14 protein-coding genes are annotated in these 19,156 nt (G+C 38.3%); 12 read left to right on the top strand and 2 right to left on the bottom strand.

Features of this window, described 5'->3' with window-relative positions:
* Positions 1 to 106: 106 nt before the first annotated feature.
* From ABD682_RS13575 to ABD682_RS13520, 12 genes are all read left to right on the top strand, one after another.
* Entirely contained in the window at positions 107 to 1,756 is a 1,650-nt protein-coding gene (locus tag ABD682_RS13575) for a sodium/sugar symporter (protein WP_344742090.1), read from the top strand.
* A 146-nt stretch (positions 1,757 to 1,902) separates the two neighbouring features.
* Entirely contained in the window at positions 1,903 to 2,316 is a 414-nt protein-coding gene (locus ABD682_RS13570; protein ID WP_344742089.1) for an HYC_CC_PP family protein, read from the top strand.
* Between the two features lie 105 nt (positions 2,317 to 2,421).
* Entirely contained in the window at positions 2,422 to 6,138 is a 3,717-nt protein-coding gene (locus ABD682_RS13565) for an efflux RND transporter permease subunit (protein ID WP_344742088.1), read from the top strand.
* Positions 6,135 to 7,370, top strand: a complete 1,236-nt coding sequence (locus ABD682_RS13560; protein ID WP_344742087.1) for a TolC family protein — start codon at positions 6,135 to 6,137, stop codon at positions 7,368 to 7,370. The genes ABD682_RS13565 and ABD682_RS13560 overlap by 4 nt, the downstream gene beginning before the upstream one ends.
* Position 7,371: 1 nt before the next feature.
* Entirely contained in the window at positions 7,372 to 8,601 is a 1,230-nt protein-coding gene (locus ABD682_RS13555; protein WP_344742086.1) for a permease, read from the top strand.
* Between the two features lie 2 nt (positions 8,602 to 8,603).
* Entirely contained in the window at positions 8,604 to 9,335 is a 732-nt protein-coding gene (locus tag ABD682_RS13550) for a heavy-metal-associated domain-containing protein (RefSeq protein ID WP_344742084.1), read from the top strand.
* 1 nt (position 9,336) lies between these two features.
* Positions 9,337 to 11,073 (top strand): efflux RND transporter periplasmic adaptor subunit, encoded by a 1,737-nt coding sequence (locus tag ABD682_RS13545; RefSeq protein WP_344742083.1) that lies wholly within the window; start codon positions 9,337 to 9,339, stop codon positions 11,071 to 11,073.
* Positions 11,074 to 11,091: 18 nt separating this feature from the next.
* Complete coding sequence (locus ABD682_RS13540) at positions 11,092 to 11,490, top strand: heavy-metal-associated domain-containing protein (protein WP_344742082.1); 399 nt, start codon at positions 11,092 to 11,094, stop codon at positions 11,488 to 11,490.
* 140 nt (positions 11,491 to 11,630) lie between these two features.
* On the top strand, positions 11,631 to 12,914 hold the full coding sequence (locus ABD682_RS13535) for a TolC family protein (protein ID WP_344742080.1): 1,284 nt from the start codon (positions 11,631 to 11,633) through the stop codon (positions 12,912 to 12,914).
* An 11-nt stretch (positions 12,915 to 12,925) separates the two neighbouring features.
* Positions 12,926 to 13,825: an efflux RND transporter periplasmic adaptor subunit gene (locus ABD682_RS13530; RefSeq protein WP_344742079.1), complete on the top strand. Its 900-nt coding sequence runs from the start codon at positions 12,926 to 12,928 to the stop codon at positions 13,823 to 13,825.
* Positions 13,826 to 13,827: 2 nt separating this feature from the next.
* Positions 13,828 to 16,827 carry an efflux RND transporter permease subunit gene (locus tag ABD682_RS13525; protein WP_344742078.1) on the top strand — a complete coding sequence of 1,000 codons (3,000 nt, stop codon included), beginning with the start codon at positions 13,828 to 13,830 and terminating at the stop codon, positions 16,825 to 16,827.
* A 4-nt stretch (positions 16,828 to 16,831) separates the two neighbouring features.
* On the top strand, positions 16,832 to 17,599 hold the full coding sequence (locus ABD682_RS13520; protein ID WP_344742077.1) for a patatin-like phospholipase family protein: 768 nt from the start codon (positions 16,832 to 16,834) through the stop codon (positions 17,597 to 17,599).
* On the opposite strand, the gene ABD682_RS13515 is transcribed toward ABD682_RS13520, so the two are convergent.
* Together ABD682_RS13515 and ABD682_RS13510 are read right to left on the bottom strand one after the other, a co-directional pair.
* The gene (locus tag ABD682_RS13515) at positions 17,600 to 18,892 is read right to left on the bottom strand and encodes an APC family permease (protein WP_344742074.1); all 1,293 of its coding nucleotides are present in this window, start codon (positions 18,890 to 18,892) and stop codon (positions 17,600 to 17,602) included.
* On the bottom strand, positions 18,870 to 19,151 hold the full coding sequence (locus tag ABD682_RS13510) for a protein kinase family protein (protein ID WP_344742072.1): 282 nt from the start codon (positions 19,149 to 19,151) through the stop codon (positions 18,870 to 18,872). The genes ABD682_RS13515 and ABD682_RS13510 overlap by 23 nt, the downstream gene beginning before the upstream one ends.
* Positions 19,152 to 19,156 lie beyond the last annotated feature (5 nt).

The following is a 19,156-nucleotide window of genomic DNA, read 5'->3' as shown; positions in this document are numbered from 1 at the left end:
AATGTAGTTAAAATTTTAGAAATTAAATGTATTTTTTACATTTAATTATTTTCTGTATTAATAATTTGGTTATATTTGATTCGTAAAACTAACTAAACTAATAAATATGACTACAGGATTTGATTTTTGGGATTACGCCGTTTTTATCGCATACGCCGTTTTAATTTTAGGTGTTGGACTTTGGGTTTCCCGAGATAAAAAGGGCCACCAAAAAAATGCGGAAGATTACTTTTTAGCGAGTAAATCTTTACCCTGGTGGGCCATCGGTACCTCCTTGATTGCAGCCAATATTTCAGCAGAGCAATTTATTGGAATGTCCGGTTCCGGATTCGCATCCGGTTTAGCTATTGCTTCCTATGAATGGATGGCAGCCTTAACGTTGATTATTGTGGGTAAATACTTTTTACCCATTTTTATTAAAAAAGGTTTATATACCATTCCGGAATTCGTTGAACAACGTTATTCTACAAACCTAAAAACGATCCTGGCGGTCTTTTGGATTGCGCTTTATGTATTCGTTAACCTAACTACCGTATTGTATCTTGGTTCCTTAGCTTTAAATACTATTCTAGGAATTCCATTAGTTTACGGTGTTATTGGTTTAGCTTTGTTTGCAGCCGCTTATTCGCTTTATGGTGGACTTTCTGCCGTAGCATGGACCGACGTGATCCAAGTGGTGTTTTTGGTCATTGGTGGTTTGGTGACCACGTATTTGGCCTTAAGCACAGTCTCTAATGGAGAAGGTGTTTGGAAAGGCTTGGAAATGGTAGTAAATGAAGTTCCAGATCATTTTCAGATGATCTTAGATGAATCCAATCCTGAATACAGTAACCTACCCGGTATCAGTGTTCTTGTTGGAGGTATGTGGGTAGCTAACTTATATTACTGGGGATTTAACCAGTATATCATTCAACGTACATTGGCGGCAAAATCACTTAAAGAATCGCAACGCGGTATCCTTTTAGCAGCCTTTTTAAAATTGATTATTCCATTAGTTGTTGTTATTCCCGGAATTGCAGCTTATTTAATGGTAAACGATCCTGCAATTATGGCTCGTTTAGGCGATGTAGCTCAGCATAATTTACCATCGCTTGGTCAGGCAGATAAAGCTTATCCATGGTTATTACAATTCTTGCCCGTTGGATTAAAAGGCGTTGCTTTTGCTGCATTAACCGCCGCCATTGTATCCTCATTAGCATCGATGCTGAATTCAACATCTACCATCTTCACCATGGATATTTACAAGCAGTATATCAATAAGGAAGCAGGTGATAAAGCCACTGTAAACGTAGGACGTACTTCTGCTGCTGTGGCCTTAATTATTGCTTGTGCTATTGCACCTTTATTAGGAAATCTAGATCAGGCATTCCAGTTCATTCAGGAATATACAGGTATTGTAAGCCCGGGTATTTTAGCAGTATTCATCTTAGGTTTATTCTGGAAGAAAACTACAAACAAGGCAGCGATCATCGGTGCATTGGCATCTATTCCTATTGCGATGTACTTTAAAGTAGGCCCAAATGGATGGGTAGATTCACCATTATTCGTTGATATTCCATTTATGAATCAAATGGGTTACACCTTCTTACTTACTATGGGTGTTATTGCCCTGGTGAGCTATACTCAGAATAAAGGACAAGATGATCCTAAAGGCATACTATTATCTAAAGGTTATTTCAAAACCGGACCGGTATTCAATATCGGAGCATTTGCAGTAATGATCATTCTTACTGTGCTTTACAGCTTGTTCTGGTAAAAGAATTAAAATAAATATTATTGAAAGAACGCTGTGGTTTCCATGGCGTTTTTTTATTTATAAATAGCTTATTCGTAGCGCCTTAAATCTTTATGTTTTGTTAAAAAAAGCGTATTATTTTAAAATTTTGTAACTTTGTTTCAATTATGAAAAAAGCCCTGTTCAAAATATTAGCCTCTACTATGGCACTGCTGGTGTTCTTTTCCACGCTTTCTTTTACCGTGGATATGCACTTTTGTGGTGATAAATTAGTAGAGACCGCTTTTTTTCATAAAGCTAAAGGTTGTGGTATGACCATGGAAAAGCCGGCAACTAACGATTGCTCCACTGTTAAAAAGAATTGTTGTAGTGAAAAGCAATCCCTTGTAAATGGTCAGGACGAACTTCAACTTAATCTTCAAAAAATATCCTTTGAAAAGCAGATTTTTGTAGCTGCTTTTGTTCAAACCTATTATAATTTATTTCAAACTTCCGAAAAAGAAGTTTCTTCTTATACAGCGTATTCTCCGCCATTTGTCGTCAAGAACATATACAAACTTGACGAGACCTATTTAATTTGATTTTAAACTGTTACTCAGATGTTTCCTGATTTACGTGTATTTCAGGACAAACCTCGTATGTCGTGTTTTTACACGTCCTGTTTAACTGTTTAATAATCACATTGTATGCTAAATAAAAGCATAAAATTCTTAATAGAGAATAAACTCGTTTCCGTTTTATTACTCGTTCTATTTATCGGATGGGGCACGATCAGTGCACCGTTTAACTGGGATCTTGGGTTTTTACCAACCAAGCCTGTTGCTGTAGATGCAATTCCGGATATCGGTGAAAACCAACAGATCGTTTTCACCAAATGGGACGGTCGGTCACCTCAAGATATTGAAGATCAGATTACTTATCCTTTAACAACCTCTTTATTGGGTATTCCGGGTGTGAAAACCATTCGAAGTTCTTCCATGTTCGGGTTTTCTAGTATTTATGTCATTTTTGATGAAGATGTTGATTTTTATTGGAGTCGGAGCAGGATTCTTGAAAAACTAAACTCGCTTCTTAGCGGTGTATTACCGGAGGGTGTAAATCCTACTTTAGGTCCGGATGCTACCGGTCTCGGACAGATTTTCTGGTATACTCTGGAAGGACGCGATAAGGATGGAAATGTAACCGGCGGCTGGAACTTACAGGAACTTCGCAGTATTCAGGATTTTTATGTGAAATACGGTCTGTCATCTGCCGGTGGTGTTTCAGAAGTGTCATCCATAGGTGGTTATGTTCAGGAGTATCAGATCGATGTTAATCCTGAAATGATGCGACAATACAATGTGTCACTTAATCAGGTTGTAAAAGCGGTTAAGGAAACAAACAAGGATATTGGTGCTCAAACCCTGGAGATCAATAAAGCCGAGTATCTCGTTCGTGGTCTGGGATATATCAAATCGATCAAGGATATTGAAAATACAGTGATCGCTTCCAAGGATTTTACTTCGCTGAGAATAAAGGATATTGCTAAAGTGAATTTGGGCCCGAAAGCTCGTCGTGGCATTTTGGATAAAGAAGGTGCGGAGGTTGTTGGTGGTGTGGTGGTAGCCCGTTATGGCGCTAATCCAATGGAGGTAATCACTAATGTGAAGGATAAAATTAAAGAATTAAGCTCCGGACTACCTTCAAAGGTTTTACTTGATGGAAGAACTTCACAACTTACCATAGTTCCTTTTTATGACAGAACGCAACTTATTCAAGAAACCCTGGGAACCTTAAATGAGGCCTTAACCATGGAGATATTAATCACCATACTCGTGATTATTATCATGGTGTATAATTTAAGAGCTTCCATTTTGATCTCTGGCTTATTACCGGTTGCGGTACTAATGGTATTTATCGCCATGAAATTATTTGGTGTTGATGCCAATATTGTGGCCTTATCCGGTATTGCTATCGCTATCGGGACCATGGTGGATGTCGGCGTTATTCTTTCTGAGAACATCATTAGGCATTTAGACGAGAACGAAGCTCTGGAAGACTCAGAAAAATTATCTGTAAACCAGGTAGTTTATAATGCAACTGCAGAAGTATCAGGAGCGATCGTGACAGCCGTGCTTACTACCATTATAAGTTTTATTCCGGTTTTCACGATGATCGGGGCAGAAGGTAAATTATTCCGACCTTTAGCGTTCACTAAAACCTTCGCTCTAACGGCATCTATTATCGTGGCATTATTCTTAATTCCACCATTTGCAGCCTTCATCTTCAGAAAAAGTAAACTAAAAGGTTTCACGCAATATGCCATTCAAATAGCTTTGATAATTTTTGGTCTTGTGGGATTAGGTTTCGGTTATGGTCTCGGAATCATGCTAATGGCCTTCGGCGCTGTTGGAATACTTCGGATTCAAAATAGAATTACTGAAAAACAAGCCAATTTAGGCAATATGATTATTTCTGTATTAGCTATCGTATTCTTATTGGCTAAATATTGGCGTCCTTTAGGCGTGGAACAAAATATTTTTATAAATGTCATTTTTGTTGGCTTTATTTGTTTTGGTTTGCTTGGAGTTTTTGTGCTTTTCCGCCGCTATTATACACGGATTTTAAGCTGGTGCTTAGACCACAAATTACTTTTCCTTTCCATACCGGTTGTTATGGTTATTCTTGGTTTTGTGATCATGAAAAATACCGGAAAAGAGTTTATGCCATCTCTAAATGAAGGATCTTTTCTATTAATGCCCACATCTATGCCTCACGCCGGTGTGGAAGAAAATAAACGCGTATTACAGCAATTAGATATGGCCGTGGCCAGTATTCCTGAGATTGAAACTGTTGTTGGAAAAGCCGGACGCACCGAGTCGGCTTTAGATCCCGCTCCGCTTTCGATGTATGAAAATATTATTGCTTATAAACCTGAATACATGTTGAATGATAAAGGTGAACGGCAACGGTTTAAAGTGGATGATCAGGGTAATTTTATTTTAAAAAGCGGAGATACCCTTTCGGGGGAACCGAAATCGGCCTGGAAATTTATAAATGCTAAAGAGCAATTGATTCCGGATGAGGACGGAGAGTTTTTCCGCAATTGGCGAAAGGAAATCCAATCACCCGACGATATTTGGAAGGCTATTGTGGCTGCTACAAAACTGCCCGGAGTTACCTCAGCACCCAAATTACAACCCATCCAAACCCGTTTGATCATGTTGCAAACAGGAATGCGTGCACCCATGGGAATCAAGGTTAAAGGTCAGAACCTTAAACAAATGGAAGCTTTTGGCTTGCAGTTGGAGAATAGTTTAAAACAAGTTGAAGGTGTTAAGAGAGAAGCTGTTTTCGCTGATCGGATCGTCGGGAAGCCCTATTTACTTATTGATATAAACAGAGATAAACTGGTCCGATACGGACTGACAATTGCGGATGTTCAGAACACGTTAAAAGTAGCTGTTGGCGGTATGGAGCTTACCCAAACTGTTGAGGGTCGGGAACGCTATGACGTTCGTGTACGATATCCAAGGGAATTACGCGATAATCCGGAGGATCTGGAACAAATTTATATTCCTGTGCCAAATGGTAGCCCAATTCCATTAAGTGATGTAGCCAGTATTCGGTATGAAAAGGGTCCGCAGGTAATCAAAAGTGAAGATACCTTTTTGGTGAGTTATGTCTTGTTTGATAAACTCGACGGCTATGCTGAAGTAAATGTGGTTGAAAAGGCTCAGGCTTTCCTTAAAAAACAAATCGAAAATGGAAATCTGGTTGTTCCAAAAGGCATCAGTTATAAATTTACAGGAACCTATGAAAATCAGTTGCGTGCGGAAAAAACCTTATCGCTTGTAGTGCCACTGGCCTTATTGATCATCTTTTTGATATTATACTTCCAGTTCCGCTCGGTAGGTACTTCTTTAATGGTGTTTTCAGGGATCGCTGTTGCTTTCGCCGGAGGTTTTATTCTCATTTGGTTATACGGACAGAGCTGGTTTTTGAACTTTAGTTTCTTTGGGGAGAATCTTCGTGACCTATTCCAAATGCATACCATTAATTTAAGTGTTGCGGTATGGGTTGGTTTTATTGCCTTATTTGGAATTGCAACAGATGATGGTGTGGTTATGGCAACCTATTTGAATCAAACTTTTGAACGCAACACTCCCGAATCTCTAAAAGGTATTAGAGCGTCAGTAATTGAAGCCGGCGAGAAACGTATTCGCCCCTGTCTTATGACTATTGCCACGACAATTTTGGCGCTATTACCAGTGCTTACCTCTACAGGTCGTGGTAGCGATATTATGATTCCTATGGCAATCCCTAGTTTTGGAGGTATGCTTTTGGCTTTAATAACATTATTTGTAGTACCGGTTCTATATAGCTGGAGACAAGAAGTTCAACTAAAACGTACACAAGAATGAAACAACTATCAAGAAATATAAAATTATGTACTGTACTGGCCGTTTTTGGAAGCGTACTTTCAATGAACGCTCAGGAATTGGATGAATTCATTCAGCAAGCCATCATGAACAATCCCGAGATTTATAAGGTAGAACTGCAGTATAATTTGAGTTCAGAGAAGGTAAACGAAGTAAATACCTTACCAAATACGGAATTTGGACTTGGGTATTTTGTGAGCGAACCCGAAACCCGCACAGGACCGCAGCGTTTCAAAGTCTCGGTAAAACAAATGATTCCATGGTTTGGGACCATTACTGCGCGAGAGAACTATGCAAAATCCATGGCAGACGCCGAGTATGAAGATCTGGTGATCGCAAAACGACAACTGGTTGTTTCAGTTTCGAAGCACTATTACAAATTGTATGCGCTTCACGCGAAACAAAATGTTTTAGATGAGAATATTGAACTTTTAGAAACGTACAGAACCATGGCCCTGAACGCCGTTGAAACCGGAAAAGGTTCCGCGGTAGCGGTATTAAAACTTCAAATGCGTGAGAATGATTTGAAAAAACAAAAAGCCGTGATTAAACAGGATATCACCTCGGAACAAGCTAGTTTGAATAAGTTAATAAATCGTGATTCCGGAGTTAAGATCAAAATTCCAAAAGTATTGGAATTACCTGATGCTGAAATGGATAGTATTTCACCAAATCTGGATATGCATCCTGAATTATTGAAATACGACAAATTATACGCTTCCGTAGCGCAATCGGAATTGGTTAACAAAAGCGAAAGCCAACCGATGCTGGGATTTGGCCTGGATTACATCAATGTTGCTGAGCGTCCGAATATGGATTTCTCTGATAATGGTAAAGATATTTTAATGCCTATGGTATCGGTATCGATCCCCATTTTCAATCAGAAATATAGATCGACCTCGAAGCAGCATACGCTGAAACAACAAGAATTGAAAGCGGCACAGCAAAATCGCAGGAATACTTTAGAAAGTTTGCTGCAGAAAGCTATCGCAGACCGAAATGCAGCGCGAATAACCTATAACACGCAAAAAGAAAATTTAGATCAGGCAAGGAATGCTGAAAAAATCCTCATAAAAAATTACGAAACAGGAACGATCGATTTTAACGATGTATTAGACATTCAGGAGCTTCAATTAAAGTTCCAGTTGCAGATGATCGAAGCCGTTACAAATTATTATATACAAACAACAAACATAAATTATATAGCAAGTTAATATGACCTTTTTAAAACAATGGGCCGAGGCGGCCTACACTTCTGTTGGATTTTTCTGGATGGCGCTTTGGGCGTTTATTCTGGGTTATGTCATAAGTAGTATGATTCAAGTATTTGTCACCGAAAAACGCATGCAAAAAACGATGGGCGTTAACGAGTCTAAGAGTGTTCTTTTGGGAACTTTCTTCGGATTCATTAGTAGCTCATGCAGTTTTGCGGCTTTGGCGTCTACAAAATCTTTGTTTAAAAAAGGCGCCAGTTTTGTGTCTTCTGTAGCATTCATGATCGCCTCAACCAATTTGGTGATCGAATTAGGAATTATCATTGCGATATTTCTGGGATGGCAATTTTTCGTTGGTGAATACATTGGCGGCATTATTGTGATATTATTTAGCTGGTTACTCATCAAACTGATAAAACCAAAGAAATTGGTAAAACAAGCGCGTGAAAAGTTGCGCCAGGAAGAAGATGATGATATGGCTATGGATGATTCCAAAGACTGGAAAAAAGAGATCGTTAAAGAAACGAGCTGGGCCAAAGTGGCTAAAAAATATAAGATGGAGTGGGGTATGGTGTGGAAAGATGTCACGCTGGGTTTCACTGTGGCCGGTATTATAGCCGTTTTTGTGCCGAATTCCTTCTTTCAAACATTATTTATAAACAGTGGTCCCGATGTAACACATTATTCCTTTTTAGAAATCCTGGAACATGTAGTTGTAGGTCCAGTCGCTGCCTTTATGACCTTTATTGGTTCTATGGGAAATATTCCGCTTGCGGCACTTTTATTTGGAAAAGGGGTGAGTTTTGCCGGTGTTATGGCCTTTATTTTTAGCGATTTGGTAGTGTTTCCTGTATTGCGTATTAATGCGAAATACTACGGTTGGAAAATGTCATTGTTCATGTTGCTTTTATTGTTCTTGTCTTTGGTAGGAGCAACATTAATTCTGCAGTATGTTTTTGAGTGGTTCCATTTGATGCCCGATCCATCGCGAGTACGCATGGAGAGCAGTGACTATTTTCAATGGAATTATACCACCTTTTTGAATATTGGCTTTTTAATCGTTACCGGATATCTCGTTTACATTGGATTTTTTAAACATAAAGATGTAAAACAAGGTATGGGACACATGGCTCCTAAAAGCCAGTTGTTTGAAAAAATATTGAAAATACTAGCGATGATCTGTTATGCATGGCTAATAATTGGTTGGATTTTAAAATTCTTAATACTGTAAATATGACACATAAATATAATATCACTGGAATGACTTGTGAAGGCTGTAAAGCTTCCGTAGAAAAATACCTGAAAAAGGTGGATCATATCACTGAAGTTAAAGTGGATCTGGAAAAAGGTGCTGCTGAGCTCACTATGGATTCTCACGTGGATACAGCCACTTTAAATAAGGCTTTACCAGATAAATACACGATCTCGGCTGCCCATGAAAAACAGGTCTTTAATACTGAAAACACAGTGGGAATGCCTGCGGAAGAGAGTAAACTAAAACAGTTAAAACCCTTGTTACTGATTATTTTTTATATCAGTGCAGCCAGTATTTTGTTGCATTATAATAATTGGGGCTGGTCTGCTTTTATGCTCGATTTTATGGGCTTGTTCTATATTGTTTTCAGCTTCTTTAAAATGCTTGATCTGAAAGGTTTTCCGGAATCTTTTAGTATGTATGACCCTTTAGCTAAGCGAATTTCGGCTTATGGTAAAGTATATCCTTTTATTGAAACGGCTCTAGGACTCATGTTTTTAATGCGCTTTGAAATTACCATCGCTTTAGTTGTAACGCTAGTTGTTTTGGGTATCACGACTATTGGCGTTACCAGAACCTTGCTCGATAAAAAAGCGATTCAATGTGCCTGTTTAGGTACAGCACTTAAACTCCCCATGACGGAGGCCACATTTATAGAAAACTTTATCATGATCGTTATGGCGATCCTGATGCTAATTAATATGCTTTAAAATGAAAAAAATAGGTATTTATATTGGTGTTTTAATAGCCGGTCTGCTATTGGGTTGGTTGTTATTTGGCAGGTCTGCTTCCAATACTTCCGAAGAAATCCATGACCACAATGCAGAAACTGAGCAGACTCAAATGTGGACTTGCTCCATGCACCCACAGATCATGCAGCCCGAACCCGGAAACTGCCCGATTTGCGGTATGGAATTAATTCCGGCAGATTCCAAAGGAAGCGGTATTGGTCCTAATTCATTTGAACTCTCAGCCAATGCTATGGCTTTAGCTGATATTCAAACAACAGTGGTTGGAAATGGTATGTTGGCCGAAAATCAAATAAAATTATCCGGAAAAATTGTGGAAAATGAAGAAGCCAATACGGTTCAGGCGAGTTATTTTTCAGGACGACTGGATAAACTTTATGTGAATTATAAAGGTGAATCCGTGCGAAGTGGACAGCTTCTGGCTATTTTATATTCGCCACAATTGTATGCAGCGCAACAGGAATTGTTAACAGCCGAACGTTTGAAAGCTTCACAACCGGAGTTGTATCATGCCGTGCGCAACAAATTGAAGTTATGGAAACTTACCGACGCCCAGATCAATGCCATTGAGAAAACCGGTGAGATCAAGGAAAATCTGCCTGTTTATGCCACGGTTTCCGGTACGGTTACCGAAAAATTAGTTTCTGAAGGAGATTATATAAAAGAAGGTCAGCCGTTACTTAAAATCGCGAATTTGAATTCAGTTTGGGCCAATTTTGATGTTTATGAGAATCAGATCGGTTTGTTTGATGAGGGACAATCTGTAACGATAACAACGGCTGCTTATCCGGGTAAATCATTCAAAGGAAAAGTAGATTTTATTTCACCGGTTTTAGATGCCCAGACAAGAACCGTAACACTGCGTGTGGTTTTGAACAATTCAGAGAATCGATTTAAGCCCGGTATGTTTGTCACTGCTACGGTAAATGATGTTTCTGTGAAAGGACAAACAGCTTTAACTATTCCTTCTTCTGCAGTGCTATGGACAGGGGAACGGTCCGTAGTTTACGTAAAAACAGATCCTAATGAACCTGTATTTGAAATGCGAGAGATAGAACTTGGAAATCGAATTGGAGAAACTTACGAGGTGTTAAATGGTTTGAATGCAGGAGAGCATATTGTTACCCAAGGCGCCTTTACAGTTGATGCTGCAGCGCAGTTACAAGGTAAAAAATCGATGATGAATCAGGAATCTGAGAATTCCAAGGAGATGGATTCTACAAGTAATATGAAAGGAAAAAGAATAGCAGTGTCTATGGATTTCAAGAATCAACTGGAATCTGTTTTTGAAGCCTATATCAGGTTGAAAGATGCAATGGTTGCCGGTGATGCTTTGAAGGTTAATAATAGATCAAAAGACGTTTTAAACGCTTTGAACAAGGTAGATATGAAGCTTTTGAAAAAACCGGAAGCTCACGAAGTTTGGATGCCATTAAAGAAGACAATGACAGCTACTAGTGAGCGCTTAACTAAAAGTTCAGATATTGAATCACAGCGAAGCTATTTCAAACGTCTATCCAATGATCTATTGCAGGCTGTGGAAAGCTTTGGAGTAAATGAAAAAGTATATAACATATTTTGCCCGATGGCCGATAATAATCATGGAGCCTATTGGTTGAGTAAAGAAGCGGCCATTCGAAATCCCTATTTTGGAAAAGCCATGTTAACTTGTGGCGAAGTAAAACAAATAATACAATAACCCTAAATATAATAAACAATGAAACAGATTTTTTTAAGTGTATTTTTAGTGTCGGCCATGCTGACCTCATGCAAGAACGCAACAAAAGAAAACAATGACAAACCCGGTACAGAAATGGCATCAAATGATGTTGAAACCATTCACTTCGGTGTACGTGGTAATTGCACCATGTGTAAAGCCACCATTGAAAAAGCGGTTAACGGTGTAGATGGCGTAGAAAAAGCCGATTGGAATGTGGACAACAAAGAAATTGAAGTTTCTTTTAACGCATCAAAAACCAATGATATGGCCATTCATAAGGCGATCGCCGGTGTCGGTTATGATACCGATAAAATGATGGCAGATGATGCTGCTTATAAGGATTTACCGATGTGTTGCCAATATGATCATGAGATGAAGATGAGCTTATCCAAGTAAATTAAAAAAAAGCATCCTTCGGGATGCTTTTCTATTTCAAGGCATTCTGTTAATACTATAAACTCCGGAGATTTTACACTTTAGAACATCTTAAGAATTCGTCGTTATTTTTACCCCGTAACTAATTAAGATGTAACGCCGTGAACCGCATACTTTTACTTTTTTTTTCCTGTTTCTTAAGTTTTTACTGCTGGTCTCAAAAAAAAACAGGAACCCTGGATTATTTTGTAGAAGCTGCTAAAACCCATGTACCGCAATTACAAGAAAATGCCAATTTACTGAAGGTTGGAGCCCTTCAAAATGATATGATCAAGGCCCAAAATCAAGGATTTAAAATTGATGCCACATCAGAGGTCATGGTGTCACCTTATTTTAATAATCAAGGTAAAGTTATTGATATTACCACAAATCCGTCGCCAAATGCCTTCGGTTATGATGTGGGTATCACGAATGGTGGACTGTATGCTGCTCAAATCAATATCACTAAAAATCTATTTAACCAGGCACAGACGGATAATTTACTTTTTCAAAATAAAATTCAAAATAGAAGTATAGCACTATCTTCTGATAAAATAGTTCATAATTTAAAGAAGAATATCAAGGATGCTTACGTGATGGCTTATCAATTTCAACTTCAAAAAAAATTTGTAGAGCAGGTTATTGAAGATCTTGAAAATCGGCTTCAGGTAGTGTCTTTATTAGTTAAAAAAGGCGTTTTAGCTCATAGTGATTACATGTTACTGGAATTAGAGGTAGAAAATAAACGTCTGGAACGTCAACAAATTGAGAGTAATTCAAAAGCGTCTATAAATCAGTTGTATAGTATGAGTGGTATTCCTGTTGAACAACTTGACTCTTTGGTTAAGCCAAATTTAGAATTTACTTCACAGCCAAAGCAATATTTCTATCAGAAAAAGTATGAAAATGACAGTCTGCAGTTGGTGGCAGATCAAAGGGTGTTCGATAATCAATACAAACCGCAATTAAGTGCTTATGCCAATACGGGTTTGAATGCTGTAGAAATCCCAAATATCGATCACAAATTCGGCGCGAGTGCCGGTATAAAATTAACTATTCCAATTTATGATGGACATCAACAAAAAATTAAAGAAGCGCAAACCCAATTAAAAACAGAGACTCTGGAATACTACAAACAAAATTTAAAAAACACTTTAAATAATAAATTTCAAAGTATTGAAAATCAAATTAATACATTAAATAATAATATGATTAATTTGGAAGTTCAAATACAAAAACAAGCCAAGGTTCTGGATATATACAAAGGAAAGCTCATGCTTGGCCAGGTATCCATTGTAGATTACTTAAAAGTTGTGGAGAGCTACAAACTTAAGACATATACCAAATTACAAATGCAAACCAATTATTGGCTGTTAATAAACCAATATAACGACATCAACTGGTAATGAAAAAACACATGAAATACCTCTTTATAACCCTGTTTTTTAGTGCCTTTGTGGCATGTAAGAATACTGAAAATACTACGCCGAAGAAAAAGGTTCCTATGAACGTTTCCGGTGTGCAGGTAAAACCATTAGATATTAAAGAATATTTGGAGTTCAACGGCGTTACGCGCTATCAAAAAAAGGAAAATATAAGAGCTCATGTAACGGGATATATTTCTTGGATGCCTTTTAAGATAGGGGATCCTATAAAACAAGGACAAACTTTTTCTTCTGTGCGTACTAAGGAGCAAAATGCCTTACAGGAAGCCGTGGCCATTGATAGTAGTTTAGGAAAATACTTAGATCCCATCCGGATTCCAAGTAATGCCACGGGAGTCATTACTCAATTAAATATAACTACCAATGATTATGTTGCTGAAGGCGATGTTTTAGCTGCGGTGGTACAACCCAAATCTCTGGTTGTTGAAGTGAATGTGCCTTATGAATATGAGGATTATATCACGATGGGTACACCCTGTGAGATCTTGCTTCAAAATGGTGAATCGATTCATTCGAAAATTACGGGTGTTTTACCTACCATAAATCCTATGGCACAATCACAGGTGTATTTAATTGCCTTGCCAAACGGCGACCTCCCGGAAAATTTAAATGTTCAGGTCAAAACCGTTTTTAAAGAAGCGAAACAAGCAGTATGTATTCCGAAAAGTGCGCTACAAACCAACGAATTAATTACTGATTTTTGGGTTATGAAAGTGCTTCACGATAGTTTGGCAGTAAAACAAACGGTAACGCCTATGCTGCAAAGTGACTCTTTGGTTCAGGTAAAACCTGAAGAACTAAAACCGGGAGACGTAATTATCGCAAAAGGAGCATATCAAATGCAGGATTCAACTTTAGTTAGCATTCATTAATCATGAAGAAAATTCATTCTAATTATAAATTTCCGCTTCTCGTTATTGGGATACTATTACTTCTTGGTGGTATTTTCAGCTACAAAAATCTAAAAACGGGATTATTCCCCAATATTACTTTTCCAAAGATCAAGGTCATCGCAGATGCCGGTCAACAACCGGTAGATAAAATGATAACGACTGTAACTATTCCTTTGGAAAATATTATCAGACGTACCGAAGGCTTACAAACCATCCGAAGTACAACCTCTAGGGGAAGTTGTGAGATCTCTGTGTTCTTGGATTGGAATACGGATATCTACACGGCAAAACAACAGATCGAATCTTTTATCAATCAATCTCGAGGAGACATTCTTCCCGGCACAAAATTTTCGGTAGAAAAAATGAATCCGTCCATTCTGCCAGTCATGGGGTATTCTTTGGAAGGTGATGGGTATTCCCAGGTTGATCTTAAAAAAGTAGCCCGATTTCAGGTGAAACCCTATTTAGCAGCCACTCAAGGTGTCTCTGATATCGTGGTTCAGGGTGGAAAAGACAAGGAGTTTCGGGTGGTTCTGAAACCCGAGGTCATCAAATCTTTGGGTATTTCCATTGACGCTATTCAAAAAGCTGTTGTGAATTCAAATTTACTAGTGTCAAACGGCTTTTTAACAGATTATGATCGCATGTATCTCACCCTTACGGATAACGCCGTAGATAGTATTGATGACCTTGAAAATCTGGTGATCATCAATAGTCCAACGCACTTAATTAGGCTAAAGGATGTTGCTGATATTGAAATTTCAGAAGTTAAAGAATATGTCAAGATCCTAGCAAATGGTAAAAATGTTCCCATTATCGCAGTGGTAAAACAGCCTAATGCGAACCTCATTGACATCAATACTAATATCGAGAAAAAAGTAAAGGAATTGGCCAATAAATTACCAAAAGGTATGGTACTTAAACCATACTATAAGCAGGCCAATTTTGTGAATACTACCATTTCAAGTATTCGCGATGTGCTCTGGATCGGGCTGGTTTTGGCTTTAGTTGTGGTGATTTTGTTTTTAAGGTCTTTCTCGGCGAGTATGGTCGTATTATTTACTATTCCGGTATCGCTATCACTTACGCTAATAATCCTCGATAGTATTGGGTATACATTCAATATCATGACCTTAGGCGCTGTTGCAGCGGCAATTGGTTTGATGATAGATGATGTCGTTATCATTATTGAGCAAGTTCATAAGATACGAGAGGACCATCCTGAACAGAACATGCATTGGGTGGCACATGAATCCATTTCTCACTTGTTTCCCGCCATGGTTGGATCCTCTTTAAGTACGATTGTAATCTTTATTCCATTTGTATTGATGACGGGTGTTGCGGGCGCTTATTTCAAGGTTATGGCCTTCACCATGATCATTGCCTTAACTGCTTCGTTCCTGGTAACCTGGCTACTTGTTCCGGTGCTCGCTATCTTGTTTTCAAGAAAAACCAAAACTAAAAAAACCTATAAACCAAAAACCGGTTGGATCGATGTTATTTTGAAGCGACCATGGATCGGTTTGGCTTTTCTTTTATTGTGTGTTGCCATCATGATCGAAATTCCTTCTAAATTACCTTCAGGATTTTTACCTCAAATGGATGAGGGAAGTATTGTGATGGATTATTACAGTCCGCCCGGAACCACCTTAAAAGAAACCGATCGCATGCTTCAGGTTGTAGATCTTATCCTGAAAAATCAACCGGAAGTGGAGGCTTATTCGGCACGTTTAGGAACCCAGATGGGATTTTTTATTACGGAACCCAACAGAGGTGACTATTTGATAAAGCTAAAAAAGAATAGAAACAAGACGACTACGCAGGTCGCAGATGAAATCCGCCAACAGGTAGAAGCACAGATTCCTCAATTAACCGTAGATTTTGGTCAGGTAATCAGTGATATGCTCGGCGACCTAATGAGTTCTGTGCAACCCATTCAGGTAAAGGTATTTGGTGATGACGTGAATAAACTTCAAAATTTATCTCAGGAAATCGGTTCAGAAATTGATAAAGTTAAAGGTACGGCAGACGTTAATGATGGTATTATTGTTGCCGGACCAAAGATATCGATCCAACCTAATGTTCCGGTGCTGGCGCAATTAGGGTTAACGGTGTCCGATTTTCAACTACAATTACAAACGCAGATTGAAGGTACCGTGGTGAGTTATGTGCTAGATAAACAGCAAATGATCAATATTCGATTGATTTATCCTCATGCTTATCAAACAACAATTCATGATATAAAAAACACCGATATTATGCTTCCTGATGGCTCCAGTGTTCCTATAAGTCGCGTAGCCACTATTAAAATGGGGAAAGGTGTGGCCGAGATCAATCGTGAAAATCAAAAATCTATGGGTGTCGTTACAGCGCGATTAAATCAGCGTGATTTGGGTTCAACTTTAAAAGATATTAAAAAACGGCTTAGCGATAACATATCATTACCCCAGGGTTACAGCATGGAATACGGAGGTGCGTATAAACAGCAGCAACAAGCATTTAAAGAATTGATGTATATCCTGATTTCGGCCGTTTTATTGGTGTTTGTTGTTATTTTATTTCTATTTAGAAAAGTCAAGGTTGCCTTGGCTATAATTGTTATTGCCATTCTAGGCGTGGCAGGTTGTTTGGCGAGTTTGTATATTACCGGAACCCCACTTAACGTGGGTAGTTACACAGGGATTATAATGATCGTGGGAATTATAGGTGAGAATTCAATTTTTACATATCGGCAGTATCAGGAAATGGATGAAGACAAATCCCACCTTGAAAAAATCGAATATGCCATCGCTCTTAGACTTCGTCCAAAACTCATGACGGCGCTTGCTGCAATCATGGCATTAACACCTTTAGCTTTGGGTATTGGTACAGGAGCCCAGTTACACCAACCCCTGGCTATTGCGGTGATTGGCGGTTTAATTTTTGCTTTACCGTTATTACTTGTAGTTTTACCAACAATTTTAAAACTCATAAAGGCTTAAAATTATGGAAAATTTAGGAATTGTCCTCTCCGGAGGAGGTGCCAGAGGTGCCGCACATATTGGCGTATTACAAGCTTTGAATGATCATGGTATTTTCCCCGAGAGAGTTTCCGGAACCAGTGCAGGAAGCGTTATAGGAGCTTTATATTGTGCAGGTTACACCCCAAAAGAAATTTTGGATATCGTACATCAAAAAATATTTTTAAGGGCATTTCGGGTCAATTTTATTAAAACAGGTCTAACTGAGCCTTCCGCCTTAACCACTTTTTTTGAAACATTTCTTAAGAAAAATAAATTTGAAAATTTAAAATTACCCTTGCACGTTTGTGCTACTAATTTGAACAGTGGTCGGTTTGAAATTATCTCCGAAGGGGATTATTTATTTGAAGCTATTGAAGCTTCCTGTGCTTTGCCCTTGTTGTTCAAATCGGTTAAAATTAAGGGCAATACCTATGTGGATGGTGGTTTGCTAAATAACCTTCCGGTTGAGCCCCTTGTGGAACATTGCGATAAAATTATAGGCATTAGTTTATGTCCCCATGAAGGCAAAGATGAAATCAAAGGCGTAAGAGGCCTTGTAGAACGTTGTTTACAGCTAGCTATTTGGGGAACTGTACAACATCGTTTCAGTTCCTGTGATGTTGCCATCGAAATAAAAAAATCTTTTAAATATGGCTTGTTCGATGTTAAAAAATCTGATGAATTATTCCAAATAGGTTATGAATCTATTATCCATTATATGCCTGAGATCAAAGAAAAATTAGCCAGATAATTAGTCTGAACCATGGTGTTTGTACCTTTTGTAAATCCATTCCACAATGAAGCAAAACAAAATAATGCTCAGGGAAATCAACACACCAATTTTTTCCGTTTGAAATTGCTGGATCAATAATACCAGAAACGCGATCAAACACAAAATAGCTGCAATAAGGGTTATGTATTTTTTTGATTTAATTTTATCGGATTCTTTGTAAGCCACATAGTTTACCGTTGCAAAAATGAGCAGGAACCCGGCACTCCCGGAAGTGGAAATACTTTCAAGGTTTAAAAAATTGGCTGTAAATAAAGTCAGTACAACGGTAATAACGAGGCCAACTGGTTTATTCCACCATTGATATGTGAAGGCATGCGGTAACTCATCATCCTCTGCTAGTTCATAACTTACGCGGCTACCGCCATAAAGTGTGGCATTGATGGCCGAGAACGTTGAAATAAGGGCTGCGATGGTCATGATCGTAAAACCAACCTGTCCGATTAAAGGTTTAGAGGCCTGCGCCAAAACATAATCCTTAGCTTTGCTGATCACATCAAAATTTAGTGAACCAACGGTTATTATTGCAATGGTAACATATAACAATACTACAAATCCCACGGAAATAAAATAAGCTCGTGGAACATTCACTTTAGGTTTGATAATGTCTGGTACTGCATTTGCGATAAGTTCAAAACCTTCATAAGCCACAAAAATGACCATACCGCCTGTGATCAGTTTAACAGGAGCCACCCAATTTTCAGGAGATAACTGATGTAAATTTGCATTTCCGAAGAGACCATAAATTCCTAGTCCAACAAAGGCTAAGAGTATAAATAATTTCACAAAAACGGCCAGACTTTCAATGTTACCAACCACCTTTAAACTATAATAATTTATGATGGTTGCCAACAAAACTACTGCAGTTACAAAAATGTGAAAATCAGCGGTTTGACTTCCTGTTATGTGAAAAAAATTGGTAGCATAAGAACCAAACGCACTGGCATAGAGTGATAACATGATGATGTAACTTACCCAAAGCAGGTTGTTTATACCACCGCTGAAAATAGTTTGTCCAAAACCTTGATTAATAAATTTTACAGTTCCACCGCGGTCCGGATAAATAAGAGAAAGTTTGGAGTAGGAGTAACACGTAAAAAGGGCAATAATACCTGCAAAAAGAAAGGCGATAGGGGTACCTCCTTTAGCCAGTGATACGGCTAACCCAAGAACGGCAAAAATACCGCCACCAACCATACCACCGATACCAATGGCAACAGCATCTTTTAATTTAATCGTCTCTTTTTTTCGCATTTAAGTCTAAAAGCGCCTTTGGAATGGCATGAAAACCAAGAATTTTCACCTTTTTTTCGATGCTTTCCACAGAGACTAATTTTGATGTATGAACTGTAAATTCTCTTGGAAAAACGGTTTCATCTAAAATGACATCCTTTATGCCCTCAATTTGAAGAATAATTTTTTGAATTTTCAACAAATCAGAGGTAGTCTTCGCATCTGTGCTAAAGATTTTACCATAATTCCCGGGGATCACATTTTCTGATAATAAGCTCATTTTCT

This window comes from Gaetbulibacter aestuarii, assembly GCF_039537665.1.
Lineage (GTDB): Bacteria > Bacteroidota > Bacteroidia > Flavobacteriales > Flavobacteriaceae > Gaetbulibacter_A > Gaetbulibacter_A aestuarii.
This window is presented reverse-complemented; position numbering and strand designations above follow the sequence as displayed.